General features: G+C 34.9%; 13 protein-coding genes. 5 read left to right on the top strand and 8 right to left on the bottom strand.

Annotation, left to right across the window (positions count from 1 at the left end; genetic code table 11):
- Positions 1-200: 200 nt before the first annotated feature.
- Positions 201-1526, bottom strand: coding sequence for an SO_0444 family Cu/Zn efflux transporter (locus tag L3049_RS06720; protein ID WP_275109034.1), 1326 nt, complete (start codon positions 1524-1526; stop codon positions 201-203).
- A 242-nt stretch (positions 1527-1768) separates the two neighbouring features.
- Here L3049_RS06720 and L3049_RS06715 point away from each other — a divergent pair, with 242 nt between their 5' ends.
- Entirely contained in the window at positions 1769-2830 is a 1062-nt protein-coding gene (locus L3049_RS06715; protein WP_275109033.1) for a hypothetical protein, read from the top strand.
- Positions 2831-3025: 195 nt separating this feature from the next.
- On the top strand, positions 3026-3574 hold the full coding sequence (locus tag L3049_RS06710) for an FMN-binding protein (RefSeq protein ID WP_275109032.1): 549 nt from the start codon (positions 3026-3028) through the stop codon (positions 3572-3574).
- Here L3049_RS06710 and L3049_RS06705 read toward each other — a convergent pair.
- The 6 genes from L3049_RS06705 to L3049_RS06680 form a co-directional block, all read right to left on the bottom strand.
- Positions 3571-4137 (bottom strand): manganese efflux pump MntP, encoded by a 567-nt coding sequence (locus tag L3049_RS06705; RefSeq protein ID WP_275109031.1) that lies wholly within the window; start codon positions 4135-4137, stop codon positions 3571-3573. The two genes, L3049_RS06710 and L3049_RS06705, sit on opposite strands and share 4 nt — an antisense overlap.
- Positions 4138-4241: 104 nt before the next feature.
- Positions 4242-6389, bottom strand: a complete 2148-nt coding sequence (locus L3049_RS06700; RefSeq protein WP_275109030.1) for a tetratricopeptide repeat-containing sensor histidine kinase — start codon at positions 6387-6389, stop codon at positions 4242-4244.
- Positions 6390-6622: 233 nt separating this feature from the next.
- Positions 6623-7549 (bottom strand): quinolinate synthase NadA, encoded by a 927-nt coding sequence (gene nadA, locus L3049_RS06695; RefSeq protein ID WP_275109029.1) that lies wholly within the window; start codon positions 7547-7549, stop codon positions 6623-6625.
- A 23-nt stretch (positions 7550-7572) separates the two neighbouring features.
- Complete coding sequence (gene nadC / locus L3049_RS06690; protein WP_275109028.1) at positions 7573-8421, bottom strand: carboxylating nicotinate-nucleotide diphosphorylase; 849 nt, start codon at positions 8419-8421, stop codon at positions 7573-7575.
- 14 nt (positions 8422-8435) lie between these two features.
- Positions 8436-10019, bottom strand: a complete 1584-nt coding sequence (nadB, locus tag L3049_RS06685) for an L-aspartate oxidase (protein ID WP_275109027.1) — start codon at positions 10017-10019, stop codon at positions 8436-8438.
- Between the two features lie 191 nt (positions 10020-10210).
- A complete protein-coding gene (locus tag L3049_RS06680) occupies positions 10211-12418 on the bottom strand; it encodes a bifunctional alpha,alpha-trehalose-phosphate synthase (UDP-forming)/trehalose-phosphatase (RefSeq protein WP_275109026.1) in 2208 nt (735 codons plus the stop codon).
- Positions 12419-12520: 102 nt separating this feature from the next.
- Between L3049_RS06680 and L3049_RS06675 the strand changes: the two genes are divergently transcribed.
- The 3 genes from L3049_RS06675 to L3049_RS06665 all read left to right on the top strand — a co-directional run bounded on the left by L3049_RS06675 (position 12521) and on the right by L3049_RS06665 (position 19020).
- Positions 12521-14332: a glycoside hydrolase family 15 protein gene (locus L3049_RS06675; protein ID WP_275109025.1), complete on the top strand. Its 1812-nt coding sequence runs from the start codon at positions 12521-12523 to the stop codon at positions 14330-14332.
- 564 nt (positions 14333-14896) lie between these two features.
- Complete coding sequence (locus L3049_RS06670) at positions 14897-15259, top strand: hypothetical protein (RefSeq protein WP_275109024.1); 363 nt, start codon at positions 14897-14899, stop codon at positions 15257-15259.
- Positions 15260-15288: 29 nt separating this feature from the next.
- Positions 15289-19020 (top strand): T9SS type A sorting domain-containing protein, encoded by a 3732-nt coding sequence (locus L3049_RS06665; RefSeq protein WP_275109023.1) that lies wholly within the window; start codon positions 15289-15291, stop codon positions 19018-19020.
- Positions 19021-19226: 206 nt separating this feature from the next.
- Here L3049_RS06665 and purL read toward each other — a convergent pair whose 3' ends face one another.
- The gene (gene purL / locus L3049_RS06660; RefSeq protein WP_275109022.1) at positions 19227-22919 is read right to left on the bottom strand and encodes a phosphoribosylformylglycinamidine synthase; all 3693 of its coding nucleotides are present in this window, start codon (positions 22917-22919) and stop codon (positions 19227-19229) included.
- Positions 22920-22960: the final 41 nt, after the last annotated feature.

Raw genomic sequence — 22960 nt, 5'->3', positions numbered from 1 at the left:
TTATGCGCTTACAAAATTAAGAAGTAAAAAAAGTAGAAATGGGTATAAAACGCCAAAGATGTTGAAGAACAAGTGAGAATCAGATGTGTGTTTCTCAATTAAGTTTAGTACTGCAGACGAATTTTTGCAATTATTGGATTTTTTAGCTTAAAATAAATTTTGCAAAAGGAGTTTTTGCTATCTGGAGATAGCAAATTGGGTTAATTTGCCTTTTCTCCACCAAATTCAAATCCCAAACTTTCGATCTCTTTTTTAATTATTTCTATGTCGATAGATTTTCCTTGAAGATGCAGATTTTTCTGTTCTAGATTAACTTCTGCCTTCGTGATATTTGATAAGGCTCCTATATGTTTCTCAACTGAATTTTTACAATGATTACAACTCATTCCATTTACAAGAACCAATTTATCATCAATAATACTTTCAGAAGTGGAAGCGTTAACTTCTCTTTTACCAGAAAGGTATTTTTGTAAGTAACCATTTAAGATCAGTAATGTTAATAAAATACTGCTTCCCCATTGCACCCATTGGGGCAGCATCCAATGGCCTTCATGGGCATGCATGTGATTGTGCAGTGTACTCATTTCAAACCACTCTCTCGGGAACACATTATCAATTAATAATCCGAAAAGCAAAGCGCCCGAAATAATTGAAATTAGATAAGACCACATTGTTTTCTTTCCCAGTACTTTGTTTAAAACAGTTATGGTTGCTGCATTAGTTGCAGGTCCGGCCATTAGGAAAACTAAAGCTGCACCTGGCGAAACACCTTTCATTAAAAGTACAGCTGCAACAGGTACCGATGAAGTTGCACATATGTAAAGAGGAACTGATGCAACTAAAATTACCAGCATGCCAATCAAATCATTACCTATATAGCTTGCAAAGAAATCATCGGGAAGTGCTACCGAAATAAGAGCTGCAAGAAGTAAACCTATAACTAACCATTTCGAAATATCCTGTAGAAAATCGACAAAGGCATATTTGAACATGGTGTATAGAGCAGGCTTCTTTTCTTTTGTTTCTGTAGCACAATTGTCATCACAGCCACAATCCGATTCTTTTTCTGTAGAGCAGCAAGAATTTTCTATTGGTTCAGTAATTGTTTTTTCATCTGTATCGAATCGATTGGCAAGCAAACCTCCAAAGAAGCCTGTAATTAAAGCAATAACTGGTCGTATAATTGCAAATGGTAGCCCCAGTAATGAATAGGTAACCAGAATTGAATCGACACCGGTTTGTGGAGTAGAAATTAAAAATGAAACTGACGAGCCTTTACTTGCGCCGCTTTTATAGAATGAAATACCGGTGGGAATCACACCACAAGAGCATAAGGGCATTGGAATTCCCAATAATGATGCGTTTAAGACAGAGCGTCCATCTTTTTTGCCCATATATTTATCGATGAATTTTTGTGGTATGGCAACTTTTAAAAGACCTGCAAAGAAGAATCCTAAGAGTAAATAGGGGGACATTTCATTTAGGATTTGAATGAAATCGATAAAAAATTGTTTTATATATTCCATGATGTAGGTTCTCCTTGCTTATTCTTTATTGTTGTATTTGGCCTATGTAATGGTCTTATTTTCCTCCAAAAGTATTAAAATATTTGGATAAGTATATGCTTCTTATTAGTAATAAAAGACTCCAAGGTGTAAAAATACCAACATATAGGTATTTCAGTTTATTTAGACTTACTCTACTTTAGCAGTCGAAATAATGCTTGTTTTTCGAGCAGAACAACTAAAAACCTAATTGAATTAAACTGATGAAAAAAGGACTACTATTTATAACAATGATTGCTGCAACTTTTGTTGTTAAAGCACAGGATGTTCAGGAACCCAAGAGTATCGGCTCTACAATTTTGGAGAGAGTAAAGGATGAGAAATTAAGTATTGGAGGTTATGGTGAGATTCACTACAATCAGCAAGTGAGCGGACAGACTCGCTATAATGGAAAAATGGATGTGCATCGTATGGTCATGTTTTTTGGATACCAATTTAACGACAAAACGTCTTTTGTTACCGAACTTGAATTTGAGCACGTTAAAGAGGTATACGTGGAGCAGGCTTTCCTGAACTACAATGTGAGACCAAACACAGCTTTACGCGCCGGATTAATGTTGATTCCAATGGGTATTGTTAACGAATATCACGAACCAACAACTTATAATGGAGTTGAGCGTCCAAGTCTTGATAAGTATATTGTACCAACCACATGGAGAGAGATTGGTTTTGGTATTAATGGTCGTTTAGCTAATGCGCCATTAAAGTACCAAATGTATATCATGAATGGTTTTAACGGTTTCGACGGATCAACTAAATTAAGAGGAAAAGATGGTTTACGTAAAGGTCGTCAAAAAGGTGCTGAGTCTACTTTCACTTCTCCTTCACTGTCGGCAAAAGTAGATTACTATGGTATCAAAGGTTTAAATATTGGTCTTTCAGGATACTTTGGTAAAACACAATCTTCAGCTTTCAACGGATTGGATAAGGATGATGATCTTGCAGAAAATTATGCAGATTCAACTCGTATTGGTGTAAGCATGATTGGTCTTGATTTACGTTATAAATTTGATGCTTTACGTTTGAAAGGCCAGTATATTCACTCTTTTATAAATGATGTAAAGGCATATAACGAGAAAACAGGTAAAGATCTTGGTAAGCAAATGCAAGGTTATTACGTAGAAGCAGGATACAATTTATTGCATGGAAAAGAGCAAGCTTTGGTGCCTTTTGTACGTTACGAAAGTTACGATACACATCACGAAGTTGCTTCAAATATACAGCTAATAAAGCTTACGATCGTGAAGATTTATTCTTTGGATTGAGTTATCATTTAGCAAAAGGTGCCGTAGTTAAAGCTGATTATCAGTGGTCGAAAGATGGTAACGATGTTAAAAAGAACTTTGTAAACTTTGGTGTAGGCGTTTGGTTCTAAATCAATAAACACATAAAATTATCTACTTCAAAGCATTTTGGTTTTCCATTTTGCTTTGAAGTTTTAACGTAAAATAGAATTGATGATGATGCGATTTCTAAATATTATTCGACTTATAGTGATTGTGTTTGCAGTAGGATTAACTTTTACCTCTCAGGCAAGCAGTCTTCCGAAGTCAATTCAGAAGAAAATTAATAAAGAAGTCAAAAAAATCTTCCCGTTAGAAGATCTGACAATGGTTAAGATTGAAGATTTCAATTTTGATACTTTTAAATATCAAAGCATCAAAAATGTGAGCTTGAGCAGATTAATGTGTTCAGACCAGCTAATGGGCTACGCTTGTTTTGCTTCATCAAAAGGGAAGAATGATTATTTTGATTACATGGTTCTATTTAGTGAGAACATGGAAATCAAAAAGGTTATAGTATTAATGTACCGATCTACTTACGGTGGTGAAATCATGGCAAAATCGTGGTTAAAACAATTCATTGGTAAAGTAAAGGGAGAAGAAATGGAATTTGAAAAAGATATTGATGGTATTTCCGGAGCTACCATTTCAGGACCATCGATGACAAAAGGAGTTAAGACGGTAAGTATAATGATGAGTGAATTGAAAGAAAAAGGCGTAATTTAAGCTTGAAAAAACAAATGCTCAATAAGGATTCGTAAGCCGATAAAAATTAGAACAATACCTCCTAATATTTCAAATTTTTGACTCATTTTACTGCCAATCTTTTTTCCCAGAAGCATTCCCAACATAGAGACAATAAAAGTAACTACTCCAATTATTATTGCTGGTAACCAAATTACTACATCAAGCAAGGCTAAACTTAAACCAATAACCAAAGCATCAATACTTGTTGCTATTGAAATTCCAATTAAGACCATTAGTTTTAACGGATTGAAAGAGCAATCTTTTTCTTTGGATGTAATGCTTTCGTAAATCATTTTACCACCCATTCCTGCGAGTAGGATAAAAGCGATCCAATGGTCAAAATCTTTAATCAAATCTTTTAACTCCCATCCGGTTAACCAGCCAATAATTGGCATTCCTCCTTGAAAAAGAGCTAAAAAGAAAGCTATTTTTATTGCTTGTAAGAAGTGAATTTTTTTGATGGCTAAGCCAGAGCATACCGAAGCGGCAAACGAATCAACAGATAAACCAAGGGCAAGAAGAATGATACTTACTATTTCCATTTCAATTATTTTGGAATGCAAAGATATGTTCTTCCTAAGAAATGTGAAAAGAAATAGCAACTTCAGTTTTTGAAATTGCTAATTTGAATTAGTTCTATAAATATTTAAGCCGATTTTAAAGAAAAGGTAAAGCGGCTACCCTTGTTCAGTTCACTCTCTACCCAAATCTCACCACCGTTTTTAGTAACGAATTCTTTGCAGAGGATTAAGCCTAATCCACTTCCAGCTTCGTCATCCGTTCCATAGGTTGTAAAATTACTATCAATTCTGAATAATTTCTCTTGGTTCTCTTTGCTGATGCCAATGCCAGTATCCTTTACCGAAAGCTGAATAAATTCATTGTCTAATTTGGCTGAAAGAAATACCTTTCCTTTGGAATCGGTGAATTTTAAAGCATTACTAATCAAATTACGTACAATTGTATCTACCATTTGGATATCTCCGTACGCTAGTGTTCCAGGTTTTATATCAGAACTAAGTTTTATTGATTTGTCTGCTGTTTTCAAATTAAAAATACGAAGGTTGTTTTGAACCAATTCGTACAAATCAAACCGAATAGGAGCGAATTTTAATTGTCCTCTTTGACTGTTTGCCCATTGCAGCAGATTCTCTAATAAATTATACAATCCGTTTGCAGACTCGTTGACAGAGTTATTATATTCTTTTAAAACAGCAACCTTTTGTGTCGTATTTAGTTCTCTTTTAATTAATTCAGAAAATCCTAAAATAGCATTAAAAGGGGAGCGTAAATCATGTGCTATAATCGAAAAAAACTTATCCTTAGTAATGTTCATGATTTTAAGTTTAGAGTTTGATTCCTCTAATAGACCATAAACACGCCTCATTTTATTATGAGTATTGATTTTTGAGCGAAATAGAATTACAATTAGGATAATTACAAAAAGAGCTAAAATAGAAAATACATAAAGAAAGTGAGATGTTGTTTTCTCTTGTTCTAGTTTCTCTTGAGTAAACTGATTCTTAACTCTAAGAATTTCATTTTCATTTTCTTTTTTTACGGATTCAAACTTTGCTTGAAGTTGTGCAATTTTAGTAGATTTAGCTATGTTTTGTACACTGTCCTTAAGATCATTGTAGTCTAACATGGCAGAATAGGCTTTTTTATTATCTCCTAGTTTATGATAATATTCTGCTAATAATTTCAACAGATCAGATCGTTTTCCTTTTGTTTTGAGTTTTTTACTTAAGTTAATACCTTCATTCAAATATTTAATAGCTTGTTTGTAATTTCCGGTTGCTAAGTGTATTTGTGTTAATACTTCTAAATTGTATATTATTTCGTTATTTAAATTTAGTTTTCGGTGGCTAGCTAATGATTCTCGAACGCAAACTATTGCTTGTTCGTAGTTACCCATTTTGTAATAGTTCTCGCCAATATTATTTAAAGCTAAAGCAACACCACTTTTATAATCAGTATTTTTTTCTATTTCAAGGCTTTTTTCAAAATAAGTTTGAGCTTTTTTATAATCCTTTTCGTCTTGGTAAATTATTGCTAAATTGTTGTAAAGAACCGATAAGGTTTCCTCATCTTTCATATCTTCAGCTATTTCTTTAGCCTGATTGTAATAAGATTTAGCAATTTCAAGTTGCTTATCATCACCATAAATGTTACCCATATCAATGAGTATGCTTAGCTGTATGTGATTGTCTTTTATTGCTTCGGAATACTCAGATGCTTCTAGGTAATTACTTAAGGCATTTTCAAAATCTCCTCGTTCATAATATACTTCACCTATGCCTATTAGAGCTTGGGCTGTATTTAGTTTGTAGTTAATAATATCACTCAATTTTCTAGATGCATTATAATGAAAAATAGCACTGTCAAATTTGCTATTTTCAGAATAGAAAGCAGCTAAGTTTAAATGAATATCACAAATCTGAATGGTATCTTGAATTTTATAAGCTAAGATCTTTGCGTTGTTTAAAGAATGCCTTACTTCTTTTGAATTTGAAGTAAGCAGGTAATTGTAATAGAGTTCAAGATATGATTTAAGAATGAATTGATCATTCTTGTTTAATTTTGATACAATAAGTGCTTCTTTGGCATAATAAAGGGCACTGTCACTATTATTAGCATTATAATAATGTTCAGATAATTTTAAATAAAATTCAGCTTTTTCACTCTTAGAACTGTTTTTAATTTGTGTTCTAAGTTCTCGAGCTGAAGATTTTGCTTGCGATGTATTTACGAATAGTAAAAGGCAAGATAATAATAGTAGGGGAAAACGCATTTTGTAGTGGTCTTAGATGTACTTGTTTTTCTTTATAGATTAAGCTTGTTTAAGTAGTTAGTCTTTTGTAATTGGCTGTAATTGAGTCGAAATATACCAATATTTCTTATAATATTTGAACACATTTTATTGTAATTTTTGTTTTGATAAGCAATGTGTTGATCTGTGATTTACATATTGGTTTTATGATTGATGCAAAAGCCTTTCAAATGGTATGAAAGGCTTTCGTGTAATTAACTAATTTCTAGCATTTTTGTTATGGAATGAATTGCTTTTTCCGCTATTTCTTTAGGAACAATTACTTCAAATTGTTCTTTTTCTAATGCTTCATATAATCCTTGTAATTTTACTCTTTTCATAGAACCACAAATGGTTTTTGGATGTATCAAGATAAACTCTTTGGATGGATTTTCTTTCGTCAGTTGATGAAGGGTACCTAATTCTGTTGCAATTATAAATTGCTTTTTATCTGATTTCTTAGCGTGTTCCATTATGCCTGCAGTAGAATAGAAGTAAGCATTGTCCAAATTAAGAATTTGATCATCTCCAGAGCAATTACTTTCGGGATGTATTAAAACATCAGCCTCAGGATATTTGGCAGACATATCCAACACCATTTCAGTCGTAATTGGCTCATGAACGCAACAATCTCCATTCCAAAGTTCCATTTGGATACCAGTCTTTTTTACAATGTATGCTCCAAGATTCTTGTCTGGTGTGAAAAATATTTTTTTATCTTTTCCCAAATGATTAATGATCTTTAAAGCGTTGGAAGAAGTACAGCAATAATCAGTTTCTGCTTTAACTTCAGCCGTTGTATTCACATATGATACAACTATTCCGTCAGGATTATTAGCTTTCCAATTTTGAATGTCTTTGCCAGTAATGCTTTCAGCAAGAGAACATCCACATCTTTGTGCAGGAATTAGTACTTTTTTTTGTGGAGAAATTATCGCAGCTGTTTCTGCCATGAAATGGACGCCACAAAAAACGATAATATCAGCCGAAGTATTTCCAGCTTCTCGAGCAAGTCCTAACGAATCACCAATATAATCAGCCTGATCCTGAATGATAGGATCAGCATAGTAATGAGCTAGTATAATTGCATTTTTTTCTTTCTTCAGTTTTTTAATCTGATTGATTAATTCCTGTGTTTCCATATTTGGAGATAATCTAATTGTAATTAAATAATAATGTTTTGACTGATGTCTAAAGCAATAACAGAATGAGTTAAAGCACCAACCGAAATAAAGTCGACACCAGTTTTTGCGACACCCGAAATACGTTCTAAATTCATATTTCCTGAAGCTTCAATTAAGGCTTTGCCATTTATTAAATCAACTGCCTCACACATCAATTCATTGCTCATATTATCCAGCATAATGATATCTGCACCAGCATTAACAGCTTCCTCTACTTCTTGTAAATTGGTTGTTTCAACTTCTACCTTAATTTCGCTTGGAATAGATTTACGAACCTGCTCAACGGCTGCTGTAATTGTTCCAGCCATTTTAATGTGGTTATCCTTAATCATTACCATATCGTATAAACCAATACGGTGATTGGTGCCTCCACCCATTTTTACTGCGTACTTATCGAAAGTTCTTAGGCCAGGAACGGTTTTTCTGGTATCTAATATCTTCACTTTACTGCCTTTTGTTTCAGCAACGTATTTTGCCGTTTCTGTAGCAATACCCGACATGCGCTGCATCAAATTTAATGCTAACCTTTCGCCAGTTAATAAAGCTCTAAAAGTTCCTTTTATTTCAAGGATAACATCTCCTTTCTTAACGGAGTCTCCATCCTTAATTTTAGGATTCCATTCTAAATTTTCATCCAACTTTCTAAATACCATTTCTGCAATGTCAATACCAGCAATAATACCATCAGCTTTCGCAGTCATACTGGCGCTGGCCAATTTATTTTCAGGAACAATATTATTGGTTGTGATATCTCCATTTCCAATATCTTCTTGGAATGCATGATTGATAATTAATTCAATCTCTTGAGCGTTAAATCCAGATTTTTTCATTTTAACGATATAATTTAATCCTGTGATTCATGCTCAACAGGAATGAAATGTAAATTTTTATTGATTTGTTGTATTGAGTGAGTTAGGTATTTTGATTTTTCTTTTGGGTAGTCATCTCTGTAATGTCCACCACGACTTTCCTTTCTTGCTATGGCAGCTGTTGCAAGAAGCCTACAAACAGTTATAAGGTTTTCTAAACGATGACTGTAATATTCATTCTTCTCAAAAGGGAAAGATTCTTCAATAGTATCTAGTAAATCGTTAACCTCAGTTAGCTCTTTCTTATTGCGAATAATGCCAACTTTCGAATTCATTGTTAAAGCAATTTGATTCTTTTGTTGCAAGAACAATTCTTCCAAATTAATATTGGTTTGCATTTTTGAATTACCGTCATCTACTTCGGTTGTTTCAATATGTGTTTTTCGAGCGTGATCGACGGCTCTTTTTCCAAAAACCAAACATTCCAAGAGAGAGTTTGAAGCCAATCTATTAGCACCCATAACCCCGGATGAAGCAATTTCGCCACATGCGTACAGTTGAGAAATATTTGTTTTGCCGTTAAGGTCAGTTTTTATGCCACCAACCATATAATGTGCAGCAGGAGCAATGCGAATCTCTTTGCACATATCAACACCTTCTAACTCGCAGTTTTTATAGATTGAAGGAAAACGAGCCTTTATTTTTTTTCCGTCTAAATGTTTTAAATCTAGAGTTACAAATGGATTATTATCTTTTTTCATTTGATCGAAGATCGATCTAGCCACAATATCTCTCGGTGCTAATTCTGCAAGTGGGTGAATTGCTAGCATAAACCTTTCACCTTTTGAATTTAAAAGATGTGCACCTTCGCCTCTTACCGCTTCACTAATCAAAAAGGTTTTTCCTTTTTCTGAATAAAAGGAACTAGGATGAAATTGAATGAATTCCATATCAGCAATTTCTACACCTGCTTTATATCCAAGAGAAATTCCATCGCCAACAGTTGTGTTCGGATTTGTAGTTCTTTGGAAGATTGCAGATGCTCCACCTATTGCAAGAATTGTATGTTTAGCTTCAATTAATACATTAGAATTAGCGATTGTGTTATAGCTTTTCGCTCCAAAGCATACTTCATTTTTAGTAAGTAGCTCATAAACCATCTGGTTTTCAAAAATCTCGATATTTTTCTGAGCTAAAACTTTCTGAATTAGAAACAAGATCATTTCCTTTCCCGTCGAATCACCTCCAGCATGCAGTATTCTTCGGCGATGATGTCCACCTTCCAAGCCCAAGGCAAGCTTGCCATTCTCGGTATCGAATTGCATGCCCATTTCAATTAGGTCATCAATACGATTAGGACCTTCATTTACAAGAATAGTTACAGGAATCGTATCACACAAGCCGCGCCCAGCGGTTAAAGTATCTTCCATATGATACTGTGGGAAGTCTGCAGAATCTGTTACAGCAGCAATTCCACCTTGAGCATAGTAGGAATTACTAACATCAAGTTTCGATTTTGTTAAAATGGCGACTTTTCCATATTTGGAAGCGTATAGGGCTGAGTATAAGCCAGCTAATCCGCTTCCGATTATTAAAAAATCGAACTTTTTGTGTAACATCTTTTAAAAAATCTTGGTTCGTGCGAAAATAGGGATTTTCATTGTATTGACTGCAAAATTATAGGAATTTTAAAGAAGAGGAAAATCTAAGGCAAGTTTTCTGAAAGAATTACGGTTCTAAGTAAGAATGGGAAATGAAAAAAGTGGCAAATCGTTAATTTGCCACTTTTTTGTTTTATTCGAAATGATCTTTATTCTGCTAATTCTGTAAGTAATTTACGAACAGACTTAACAGATTCGACCTTATATCTAGCTGCTGTTCGCTTTAAGCCCACTTTTACTGTATATGCCGTTTCCGGAAGTTCTCTAAACATGTATTCATCCGTCCAATCGTCACCCACTGCAAAAACAAAATCGTAATTTTTATTTTTAAGAAACTGCAAAGCAGCTATACCTTTATTTATTCCTCCGGTTTTCACCTCAATCACTTTATTACCTTCCAAAATTTCGAGGTTGTGATTGGCTATCATGGTTGTCAGTTCATCTTTTAGCTCGTAAGCTCTTAATTCAGCTTGTTCCGGTTCAGCTTTTCTAAAATGCCAAACCAACGAATAGTTTTTTTCTTCGATAAAAGAACCTGGTGTACGATCAACAAAAGTTTCAAGAATTGGTTGTATACTCGATTTCCACGTATCGACTGCATTGGTAAGCATTTTCCATTCTTTTCCGAATTTCTTATACCAAACACCATGCTCTACAATTAAATTGATTTTGTGGCCTTCAAACCATGTTTCAAGACTTTCTCTGTCGCGACCACTAATAATGGTAACTACATTTCGTGGATCTTCTTCAAGTTTATAGAGAATATCATGTAACTCCTGATTAGGTGAAGCATCATTTGGGTTCTTTTTAAAGCCAGTTAGTGTGCCATCATAATCTAAAAAAATAGATCTTTTCTCAGCTGATTTATAGGTCTCGTTTAGCTTATCCATGATCTTACTATTGATTTTTTTAGCATAGAATGAGCTTTGAATTTTTTCAACTTTAGCCAACGATTTGACAAACTCACTGGCCCACTTAAAGACATCGTAGCGTTTAATCCTATCCTGAAGGAAAATCATACGTTCACGCTGTTCGTCAAGTGGCATATTTAAAGCATGTTGGATACTTTCTGCTATTTCGTTGGTATTATTAGGATTAATCATTAAAGCCTCTCCCATTTCTTTGGCCACACCTGCCATTTCACTCAGGATAATCACGCCTGTTCGATTGGTTCTTGAGGCAACATATTCCTTAGCAACCAAATTCATTCCATCACGCACAGGTGTCACAAGAGCAACATCGCATGAACTATAAAGCTCTATCAGATTCTCAAATGGCATGGAACGGTAAAAATACCAAACGGGTGTGTAATTAATATTACCAAATTGTCCATTTACTTTTCCAACCAATTCATCCACTTCTTTCTTAAGGTTGATATAATGTTCTACTGTCCCTCGAGATGGGACTGCAAGCATTATTAAAGTAACTTTTCCAACAAACTCAGGGTATGATTCCAGGAATTTTGCAAACGCTTCTAAACGATTGGGAATGCCCTTTGAATAATCCAGTCTATCTATGGATAGAATTAATTTTCTGTCGGGAGAAAGCAAAAAGTACTTTTCCAACTCACGATGAAGTTCAGATTTCTCCTGAAGTGGTTTTTGAAAAATATCCGTTGCAGCATTTTTAAATTTATCGTAGTCAATTCCCATAGGAAAAGCATCAACTATAATAACTCTGTCCTCAATTTGAATTTGGTTGAAGGAAATCTCGTAGCCCATCAAACGACGTACAGAACTGAAAAAGTGACGTTGGTAATCATAGGTGTGAAAGCCAATCAAATCAGCTCCCAACATGCCTTGAATCAACTCTTTTCGCCATGGCAGAATTCGAAACACTTCGAATGAAGGGAAAGGTATATGCAAGAAAAAACCAACCGTTACACCTGGCTTTTTCGATTTAATCATTTCTGGTACTAAAAGCAACTGGTAATCATGAATCCAAATGGTATCTCCTTCTTCTAAAGTCTCAAGAGCTTTATCTGCAAACTTCTGGTTCACGTGTACAAATGCTTCCCATAATTCAGGATCATAGTCAATATACTGCGCAAAATAATGAAACAGCGGCCAAATTGTTCGATTACTAAAGCCGTCATAATATAAATCAATCTCTTCTTTAGAAAGATGAACCGATACGCAATCTTCCTTTTCCAACTCCCTATCTATATTATTCGATAATTTTTCATCTATATCATCACTAGGCAAGCCCGGCCATCCTATCCATTTCCCGTTATACTCTTTATAAACCGATCTCATACCAGTTGCTAGCCCACCAACACTAGGTATTAGTTCAATTTTTTCATTTTCAACATTAATACTAACCGGAAGTCTGTTTGAAACAATGTGAATTCTATTCATAAAATGTCTGTTTAATTTTGGTTCGAAAAACTATATATTGTCGTGAAAAAACTCTATTTTCCGTATAGTTTTTATGGTTAAGCTCTAAATTAGCATTTTTTTATGGAAAATTTAAATTATGGTGTGGTAGGAAATTGTCGCTCTGCGGCCTTGATCTCTGAAAAAGGATCTTTAGACTGGATGTGCTTACCTCAATTCGATTCTTCATCGGCTTTTGCAAAACTTTTGGATAAGAATAAGGGAGGTAGTTTTGAAATTCTGCCAGAAAATCTGACGGATGTTAAACAGGAATATCGAAAAAATACAAATATTTTAATTTCACGTTTTGAGTGTATCGATGGTGTGTTTGAAGTTTTGGATTTTATGCCAAGATATCTAACTGAAAAAAATGATTACTATTCACCGCCAGATGTGATTCGTTATTTTCGTTTAGTGTATGGAAAACCAAGTTTTAGAATTAAGTACGATCCTCAATTGGATTATGCGAAAAACGAAACGAAAAGTAAAGTTTCCAGAGAAGAATTTATTAAGTCATATACTACTTCAGGTAATTACGATTCTTTGTATCTGTATTCTAGTTTTAGAAAAACGGATATTTTAAACGAAGAAATCATTCAATTAGAGAAAGATGAATTTTGTCAGATAAGCTATAATCAAAAGTTATTAGAGCAAAACCTTGATCGTACTTATTTAAAGCTGCAAAGAACGAAAACTTACTGGTTAAATTGGAGCGAAAAGACAAAGGAACTTCCTTTATATAAAGAAGAAGCTATTCGAAGCGCTTTAGTTTTGAAATTATTAAGTTATCAAAAAACAGGAGCTGTCTTAGCTGCTTTAACGACATCTTTACCAGAGACCATAGGAGAAGTCCGAAATTGGGATTACCGATTCTGTTGGATACGAGATGGCTCAATGGTTGTAAAAATCCTAACTCAACTGGGGCATTACAATGTTGCCAGACGTTATTTGGATTTTATCACGGATATTATTCCTGAGAAAAAGGAAAAAGTGCAAATCATGTACGGTATTAATGGTGAAAAGAAACTCTCTGAGTACGAATTGGAACATCTGGCTGGGTATGAAGGTTCAAAACCGGTAAGGGTTGGAAATGCAGCTTATAAGCAAAAACAAAATGACATCTATGGCATTCTTTTGGATTTGATTCATCAGCAATTCGAATTGTTTGAAAATTCATTGGAACACACCGAAGAATTATGCACAATTGTACGAAGTATTATTAAAGTTGTAGAAGAAAACTGGCGTGAACCAGATAGAGGAATATGGGAAATTCGAGGGAAAAGCCTTCATTTCACTTTTAGTAAAGTGATGTGCTGGGTGGCTTTCGATCGTGCTGTAAAAATATCCAAACTTCTTAAGAGTGACTACTATGTGAATAAATGGACGCCATATCGTGATGCAGTGAAAAAAGATATCATGAAAAACGCCTGGAGTGAGGAAAAGCAAGCCTTTACACAGCATTATGGCTCTGATGATCTGGATGCATCCGTTTTATTAATGGAAACCTATGGTTTTATTGATGCAAAGGATGAAAAGTATGTATCGACAGTTCTTACCATTCAAAAAGAATTAGAACATGATGGGCTTATGTATCGTTATAAGAATCAGGATGATTTTGGTACACCTAAATCTGCCTTTACTATTTGTTCGTTTTGGTTGATAAACAGCCTATATAAAATAGGAAGAAAAAAAGAAGCTCAGGATAAATTTGATATTCTTTTAAGCTATTCTAATCATCTAGGTTTATTTGCTGAGGATATTGATTTTGAGACAAAGCGTATGCTGGGTAATTTCCCGCAAGCCTATTCACACTTAGCTATTATTGAAACGGCTATTAATTTTTCAGATGGTAAATTTGATGATGAAGATAATTTAATTGATCAATTAAGAAGTTGATAGACGTATTTGAAAAAGAAAAACCGAAATCTCATTCTGGGATTTCGGTTTTTTTGTTTTTAAAGGTTCTACTTATTTTTTATTCTATGGAATTGAAATAGAAACGACAGTTCAGCAGCGAAAATTTGTTAATTGAACATCAGTACATCAAGCAAGGATTATTTTTTGGATGCGACTTCAATAATTGCAAATCGTAACATTCATTATTTACAAACAATGTATTTATGCTTAATATTTATCTGTTTAAAAAATATTAAATAACTCTTATGGATTTATTGTTTTTGTAATGGTAATATTCTTGATAATTAAGTCTCTATGTGTCTCTTTTGTTGACTGGGATATGGGCTTCTATGTATTCTCCAAAATAAAACAATTTTTAATGTCATTTAATGTCATTATATTTATTAGCTTTTAAATTTAATTCAGCTTAAGAATTGAGTTTAATATTGTATTGAATCATAAGTAATATAACCAATGTAATAGCTAAATACTATGTTCCTTAAAAAAATTACACTACAGTTATTCTTGTTATTCTTTTTATTTGGATGTGTGGCAAATAAAAAAATGAATAAGGAAGAGGTAAATACCCAAAAAATGACCTATCAGCAAGTCGCAGAAAAAAAAATGGGAAAAAATATAGACTATAGATTGAATGCGGATAAGAGTTGCGTATTGTGTGAAAAGATTATTGCAGAGCCAAATCTTAATCCTAACCAATTGGTCGAGTTTTTAGTATATAATATTGAAGAGGAAAAAATTATATACATGGAAAAAATAGCTAATGTTAAAATATCTTGGCACAACAACACACAACTTCTGATTACCAAACAGAAAGGATATATTACTAATCCTACTGATACGGGGAAATCATCTTATATTTTTGATCTTAAATCAAAAAAAAGCTTGACCTCAACTAAAACAAAATAGAAAATCACAACCAGCTAATTATTATATTTATGAAAACAAAACACATCTTACTAATTGTCGGACTCCTGACCTTGTCGGGAATTCTTATTAGTAATTACACGCAACATTCGGAAAAGCAATTTTCCAGTAATGAATTTACTCCTAAGGAATTTTGGCAAAAGCAGTATCAAGAAAAAAAGGAGAAAAGAAAAGTAGGCTACAGTAAAGCCAATAAGCCTGACATGTACAGTAAGTACTTTAAAGATATTACAACCAGGATTGGTGAAAATGAATCTGGTTATCAAATGAACTATAAAACATTAGAGTTGCAGAAAGCTCGCGGAAATAGTTCTAAACTGAAAAGTGTAAAAGTAGGCCTAGAATTTATTCAACGCGGACCTGCTAATGTTGGAGGTCGTACTAGAGCCATTCTTATTGATCCTGATGATGTCAACAAAACTACTTGGATTGCAGGTAGTGCTACCGGAGGAATTTGGAGAACAACAGATGGTGCTGAAAACTGGACAAATCTATCTGACGATTTGACCAATTTATCGGTAAATGCTTTAGCCATGGCAAGTTCTAATCATGATATTATTTACGCTGGTACTGGAGAAAGTTTTCCAGGAAGCGCTCAGAATCTCGGAAATGGGATATGGAAGTCGCTTGATCGAGGATTAAGTTGGAGCCAATTAAGTAGTACTTCAACAGATAAAAAATTCGGTTATGTGAATCGTCTTTTTGTAAATCCAATTAACGCGGAAATCGTAATAGCAGCTACGGAAGCTGGAATATTTAAAACGATTAATGGAGGCACAGATTGGGCACAAGTTTATGAGAGTGTTAGTGGAGTGGAAGATTTAGCAGCTTATCCTACAGCAAGAGATACCATTTTTGCTGGGGAAAATAGAAAAGGAATTCTTCGAACTGTAGATGGTGGTGATAATTGGGAAGTTTTCTCTAAGGGATTATCAACAGGATCTCGTTATGAAGTTGCTGTATCTCCTGTAAATAGAAATTTTGTTTATACCAGTATCGATATTTCTGATGAAGTATCAGAGGTATTCTTTTCAATAGACAATGCAAACAATTGGGCTAAGTTTGATGATGCTCAGAATTTTCTTGGTGGACAAGGAGGATATGACAATACACTTGAAGCGCACCCATTTATAGACAGTGTGGTATTCGTAGCTGGTGTAGATATGTGGAAACTAGCATTTAATAAAACAGCCACAGAAAAGTCTTCTGCTGTAAAAGCGGCCTACACTGTAGATACTGATTTTCTTTCTTTCGTTAGTTTCGGAGGAAGCCATTTAAATGGTGGTCTAAGTACTGAGGAAGGTTCTAATGTTCTTTCGACCGATTGGACTTCAGTTGAAATCCGATTTGGTGCTGGATTAACTCAAAAAGCACATCGTTTTACTATTCCTGATCAAAAAACATCAGGAGTTCCTGCGGCAGAATATACTTATGTAGATTATGTTGAGGTTCCTTTTCAAGTTTGGGATATTACCAATAACAAACAGCTAATGGTTTCATTCCGTGATCAGGAAAATGATGGAGTATTTAACCTTTATACACGTGATGGTGAAAGTGATGCATATGGAGATTTGGGACGAGAATACATTTTTATTAATGCTATAGATTATAGTGCTGATGTGGCAAATGCAAGTATTGCTGTTGCTGGAGGACATTTAAACAAAGCACTTTATATGATTTGGCCAGAGTTAACTGCAGGTGCAACTTGGGATGCGGCGAACCTTCCTACTTCAAAAGTAGTGGTAGAATATGGAGCTGTAGAAGTATATGATGGTGAAAAAACAAGTGTTGCTGATGCTTATGGCAATAATGGTGGCGCAAATAGATATGATCAAGGAGCTGGATTTGGTGACACCAAGATTCCTGGCTTGCACCCCGATCATCACAACATCACAATTATTCCATTTGAAGATGGTAATTTTTGGGTTGTTAATGGAAATGATGGTGGAATAGGTGTTTCGGAAAACAATGGTGTAACATTTACACAAAAACCGAACAATTACATTACCACTCAATTTTATGGTGTGGCTAAAAATCCTGATGCCAACGAGTACATTGGTGGAATGCAGGATAACGGAACATGGCAGTCTGCTGCAGCGGAAGATGCTTCATCAACCTCTAATTACTTCTTTAGATTAGGAGGAGATGGCTTCGAATGTTTATGGCATAGAAGAGACTCTAAAAAGCTTTTGGGTAGTATTTATTATAATGCCATTTACAGATCAACTAATGGTGGAGATACTTGGGGAGGCGTTCAAGGAATCACTGAAGACGATGGTCCTTTTGTTACCAAGTTATCAGCCTCTAAATGGAATCCAGATGTTGTTTTTGCGGTTGCGAAAGAAGGGGTTTATAAATCTACTGATTTTGGAGCTAACTGGACACTTAAAGCAATTGAATCCTTTTGGGGAGGAGTTAATAGCCAGCATAACGTAGAGGTATCTCTAGCAGATGCTAACATTGTATGGGCCGGAGCAGGAATGGTAAATGATGGAGATTTTAAGATCCACGTTTCACAAGATGAAGGTGAAACTTATACTGCAGTAAATGAATATGCAGATAAGGATATGAGAGCTTATATTAGTGGAATCTCAACTCATCCAACGCAAGCATCAACAGCTTATTTACTATTTTCTAACAGTAATTCACCTAAAATATTAAGAACTACAGATCTTGGTCAAAACTGGGAAGATATTTCAGGATTTGGAACAGGTGAGGTGAGTACGAATGGTTTTCCAGATGTTGTAACTCATTGTATGATTGTAATGCCTAGTGATACAAAAACACTGTGGGCTGGTACTGAGATTGGAATATTTGAATCGACTGATGATGGCGTTTCATGGCATGCTTTGGAAAGTAACTTTCCTCCAGTTTCTGTTTATGATATGCAAATTGTAGGTAAGCAGGTTGTTATAGCAACTCACGGTAGAGGTGTTTGGAGTGTAGATATTCCAGATATTGATCGTATTCCAGAAATTTCAGAGTACAAAGAGGTTCAGGATAAAATCATTAACCTTAATATTGATGTAAAAGTTGATTACGATAAGTTGGAAATTTACCTAAATGGAGTTGTACACCAAACTATTGATACTCCTGAAAAAGGAGAGCAAACTTTCCCTATTACTGTTGATCAAGCTGGAACTTACAAATCTTACGTAATTGGTTATATTAGTGATGAGCCTTTTAAATCGAACGAAGAAGAAGTAGTAGTAGAGGATAAAATTCCAACAGTTAGTTTATTAGAAGTTATTGCGGAGTATAGATTAAATCTTGGAGTAGAGATTCCTGTTCTATTCGATAAGTTTGAAATCTATGTTAACGACGAAATATTCAAGACGGTAAACAGTCCTGCAGTAGGCACAGCTTATTATGAAATATATGCTAAAGATGCTGGTGTTTATAGTGTTTATATTATTGGTTACATGTTTGATTCTCCATTCCAATCGAATACAAAAGAAGTGGAAATGATTATCACTGATGTCGAAACGATTAATCAGGAAGTAGATCAGATGAAGATTTATCCTAATCCATGTAGAGATGAGTTCAACCTTCAACTTGGGAATTTATCGCAGAATTATTCATTGGAAATTCTCGATTTAAGTGGAAGAACAGTATTTGTGAAAAAAGATCGCAATGCAGGAACCAATACGATTCAATTTGGATCCTTGGAGGCAGGACTTTATATTGTTCGTGTAACATTGGATGATAAAGTAATGTCTAGTAAAATTCAAGTAATTAAATAAGAATAAAGATTTCTATCTGAAAGAAAGTTCTTAATCGATATAAAAACCTCAGGTGCTAGTCATCTGAGGTTTTTTTTATTTCTAATTTGTCTGATGGGTTGCGAAAGATCTTTCACAAGGTATTGGGAATCGTTTCAGCTAACTTAATGGGGACAAAAAAAATACCCCCTTGAAAAAGGAGGTATTCTATATATAAGTAGTTGATCTTATTTTTTGTGTTCCAAGATCCAGTTTTTAGCATTAACAAAAGCTTCGATCCAAGGACTTAATTCGTCTTCATTTCTGTCTTCGTTATAGTAAGCCCAATTCCAAGGATATGTTGCACGCTCTAAGTGAGGCATCATTGCTAAATGGCGACCATCTTTAGAACAGATTGCTGCAGTTTCGAATGGAGAGCCATTAGGATTTGCAGGATAATCTTTAAAGCTGTACTTCATTGGAATTTGATACTTGTCTTCACCGTAAGGCAAATCGAATTTACCTTCACCGTGAGCAACCCAAATACCTAAACGACTACCAGCAAGTGTTGAAAGCATAACTGATTCGTTAGCTTGAATATCAACATTCACGAAGCCTGATTCGAATTTATGAGTTTCGTTATGAATTAGTTTTGGATGCTTGTCGTGTTCAGGGTAAATCAATCCAAGTTCAGAGACTAGCTGACACCCATTACAAACACCTAAACTTAGAGTGTCTTTACGTTTGTAGAAATCTTCAAGAGCTTTCTTAGCTTTCTCGTTATACAAGAATGCTCCAGCCCAACCCTTAGCAGAACCTAATACATCTGAATTAGAGAATCCACCAACGAAAACAATCATGTTAACGTCTGAGAAATCAGAACGACCAGAAATTAAGTCAGTCATATGAATATCTTTCACATCCATACCAGCTAAATGCATCATCCAAGCCATTTCTCTATCGCCATTCACACCTTTTTCACGGATGATAGCTGCTTTAATGCCAGATTTAGTTTGACGCTTAGGATCAATACCATACTGTGCAAATTTACCTGTAAAGTTCTCAGGGAATTTGTAAGTTAAACTATTTTCTTTATACGATTTGAAACGTTCTAAAGCCTTATCATTTCCTGATTGGTTGCGATCTAATAGGTAAGATGTTTTATACCAAAGGTCACGTAGTGAAGCTATATCAAGTGATAAGTTTTTATCAGCTTTAGTAATTGTCATTTTGCCTGCTTCGGCTAAAGAACCAATAACATGGAAGTCAAGTCCTTTTTCTGTTAATACAGAAGAAACAGTATCAAGATCTTCAACTTGAATAATAACACCTGGATTTTCGCTGAATAAAACTTTGATTAAGTCAGCTTCTTTAATTTCGTCAAGGTTAATTGATGCGCCAAGTTTGTTATCGGCAAAACACATTTCAAGCAATGCAGTAACCATACCACCAGCAGAAATATCATGTCCAGCAAGAACTTTTCTATCTAGGATAAGCTGTTGAAGTGTTTCGAAAGTTTTAGCAAAATATTTAGCATCGTTTACATTAGGTGTTGTCTTTCCTAATTTATTAACGATTTGAGCAAAGCTACTTCCTCCTAGTTGAAAAGCATCTTTTGAGAAATCGATATGTAGTAGGTGAGAGTTGGCAGCATTTTTCATCACTGGGCTAACCATGCGATTGATGTCAACAATTTCACCAACAGTTGAAATAATTACTGTTCCCGGTGCGTATACCACATCATCCTGACCATATTTTTGAGTCATCGATAAGGAATCTTTACCAGTAGGAACATTTAAGCCAAGTTCAATAGCGAATTCACTAATTGATTCAACAGCTTTATAAAGACGAGCATCTTCACCTTTGTTCTTACAAGGCCACATCCAGTTAGCAGAAAGAGAAACGCCTTTAATGCCTTGCTCAATTGGAGCCCAAACTAAGTTAGTTAATGACTCAGCAATGGAAAGACGAGAACCATTAGCAGAATCAACAAGAGCCGAAACTGGAGCGTGTCCAATAGAGGTTGCAATACCTTTTTCACCTTGGAAATCTAAAGCTACAGCTCCTAGGTTATTTAGAGGCAGTTGAAGAGGACCAGCACATTGCTGCATGGCAATTTTACCTGTTACCGAACGGTCAACTTTATTGGTTAGCCAATCTTTACAAGCAACAGCTTCTATTTGAAGAACATTTTCAATGTATTCCTCTATTTTATTAGTATCGTATTCAACAGCTTCAAATTTTTCATTTAAAGTGTTGTCTGTTAAAACAGTTTTGGGTGGCTTACCAAACATTTCAGAAAGACCAAGATCAATAGGATTCTCACCAGTCTTTTTATCTTCGAATGTGAAACGCATGTCACCAGTTGTTTCACCAATTGTGTATATAGGAGCTCGTTCGCGATCAGCAATACGAGTCAATAAATCAACATCATCTTTTCCAATAACCAATCCCATTCTTTCTTGAGACTCGTTACCAACGATTTCTTTAGCCGATAGAGTAGGGTCACCAACAGGAAGTGCATTAAGGTCGATCTTACCACCAGTTTCTTCAACCAATTCTGATAAACAGTTCAGGTGGCCACCTGCACCATGATCGTGAATAGAAACAATAGGGTTGTGATCAGATTCAGCCATTGCGCGTATTGCGTTGCAAACACGTTTCTGCATTTCAGGATTAGAACGTTGGACTGCATTTAACTCAATAGAGTTATCGAATTCACCTGTTGCTACTGAAGATACAGCAGAACCACCCATTCCAATTCGGTAGTTATCACCACCTAAAAGAACAACTTTGTCACCTTTATTAGGTACATCTTTTTGAGCTTGCTCCAATCGGCCATAACCAATACCACCAGCTTGCATGATAACCTTATCGTATCCGTATTTTTTATTGTTTTCGAAATGTTCGAAACTTAGTACAGAACCACAAATTAATGGTTGACCAAATTTGTTCCCAAAGTCACTCGCTCCATTAGATGCTTTAATAAGAATCTCTTCAGGAGTTTGGTATAACCATTTACGAGGATCTGTAGCATCTTCCCATTTTCTAGACGATTCTAATCTTGGGTAAGCAGTCATGTAAACCGCTGTTCCAGCCATTGGTAAAGAAGCTTTACCACCTGCAATACGATCTCGAATCTCGCCACCAGTTCCTGTTGCAGCACCATTAAATGGTTCTACTGTAGTAGGGAAATTGTGTGTCTCTGCCTTCAATGAAATAACAGTGTCAATATCTTTGGTATAGAAAAAATCTGCTTTATCGTGAGAAGCTGGAGCAAACTGCTCAACTCTTGGTCCGCCAAGGAATGCACAATTGTCTTTGTAAGCCGAAACAATTCGGTTGTGGTTCTTTTTAGATGTTTCTTTAATTAATTGAAACAGAGAAGACTCTTTTTCCTCACCATCAATAACAAAAGTCCCGTTAAATATTTTGTGACGGCAGTGCTCCGAGTTAACTTGAGAAAAACCGAATACTTCTGAATCAGTTAGTTTGCGGTCAATCTTCTTTTCAACATCTTCAAGGTATTTTATTTCTTCCTCGCTTAGCGCTAAACCTTCTTCTTTGTTATAAGATCTAATGTCTTCGATATAAAGAATTGGGTCAGCTTGTTTCTCAATTGTGAAAATTTCTTGATCTAAATTTTCATATGAACTTTGAAGCATTGGATCAAACTGAGGATGCTCAGTGTCTACCTGAGCGAATTCCTCGATGCGAAGAATTCCGTTTAATCCCATATTTTGGGTGATTTCAACAGCATTTGTACTCCAAGGTGTAATCATCTCTTTTCTTGGGCCAATAAAAAAACCAACTAACTTGTCTTCCTGAATTTTAGTTGCATTTCCAAATAACCAGGAAAGCTTGTCATAATCCAGTCCATTTAATTGGTTAGTTGATTGAACAACAAAGTGTACTTCGTCTTTTTTGAAGAATAGTATCATCTTAGAATCTACTTAAGAATTTATAAAAAATGGTTGAAACT

Origin of the sequence: Labilibaculum sp. DW002 (genome assembly GCF_029029525.1) — a bacterium.
Lineage (GTDB): Bacteria > Bacteroidota > Bacteroidia > Bacteroidales > Marinifilaceae > Paralabilibaculum > Paralabilibaculum antarcticum.
Note: the sequence above shows the minus strand (reverse complement) of the source record. Positions and strands in the feature narration are given on the sequence as shown.

Excerpts from the sequence above, each read along its gene's own strand:
- L3049_RS06720 (WP_275109034.1), bottom strand. The coding sequence starts at position 1,526 with ATGGAATATATAAAACAATTTTTTATCGATTTCATTCAAATCCTAAAT.
- L3049_RS06715 (WP_275109033.1), top strand. The coding sequence starts at position 1,769 with ATGAAAAAAGGACTACTATTTATAACAATGATTGCTGCAACTTTTGTT.
- L3049_RS06710 (WP_275109032.1), top strand. The coding sequence starts at position 3,026 with ATGATGCGATTTCTAAATATTATTCGACTTATAGTGATTGTGTTTGCA.
- L3049_RS06705 (WP_275109031.1), bottom strand. The coding sequence starts at position 4,137 with ATGGAAATAGTAAGTATCATTCTTCTTGCCCTTGGTTTATCTGTTGAT.
- L3049_RS06700 (WP_275109030.1), bottom strand. The coding sequence starts at position 6,389 with ATGCGTTTTCCCCTACTATTATTATCTTGCCTTTTACTATTCGTAAAT.
- nadA (WP_275109029.1), bottom strand. The coding sequence starts at position 7,549 with ATGGAAACACAGGAATTAATCAATCAGATTAAAAAACTGAAGAAAGAA.
- nadC (WP_275109028.1), bottom strand. The coding sequence starts at position 8,421 with ATGAAAAAATCTGGATTTAACGCTCAAGAGATTGAATTAATTATCAAT.
- nadB (WP_275109027.1), bottom strand. The coding sequence starts at position 10,019 with ATGTTACACAAAAAGTTCGATTTTTTAATAATCGGAAGCGGATTAGCT.
- L3049_RS06680 (WP_275109026.1), bottom strand. The coding sequence starts at position 12,418 with ATGAATAGAATTCACATTGTTTCAAACAGACTTCCGGTTAGTATTAAT.
- L3049_RS06675 (WP_275109025.1), top strand. The coding sequence starts at position 12,521 with ATGGAAAATTTAAATTATGGTGTGGTAGGAAATTGTCGCTCTGCGGCC.
- L3049_RS06670 (WP_275109024.1), top strand. The coding sequence starts at position 14,897 with ATGAATAAGGAAGAGGTAAATACCCAAAAAATGACCTATCAGCAAGTC.
- L3049_RS06665 (WP_275109023.1), top strand. The coding sequence starts at position 15,289 with ATGAAAACAAAACACATCTTACTAATTGTCGGACTCCTGACCTTGTCG.
- purL (WP_275109022.1), bottom strand. The coding sequence starts at position 22,919 with ATGATACTATTCTTCAAAAAAGACGAAGTACACTTTGTTGTTCAATCA.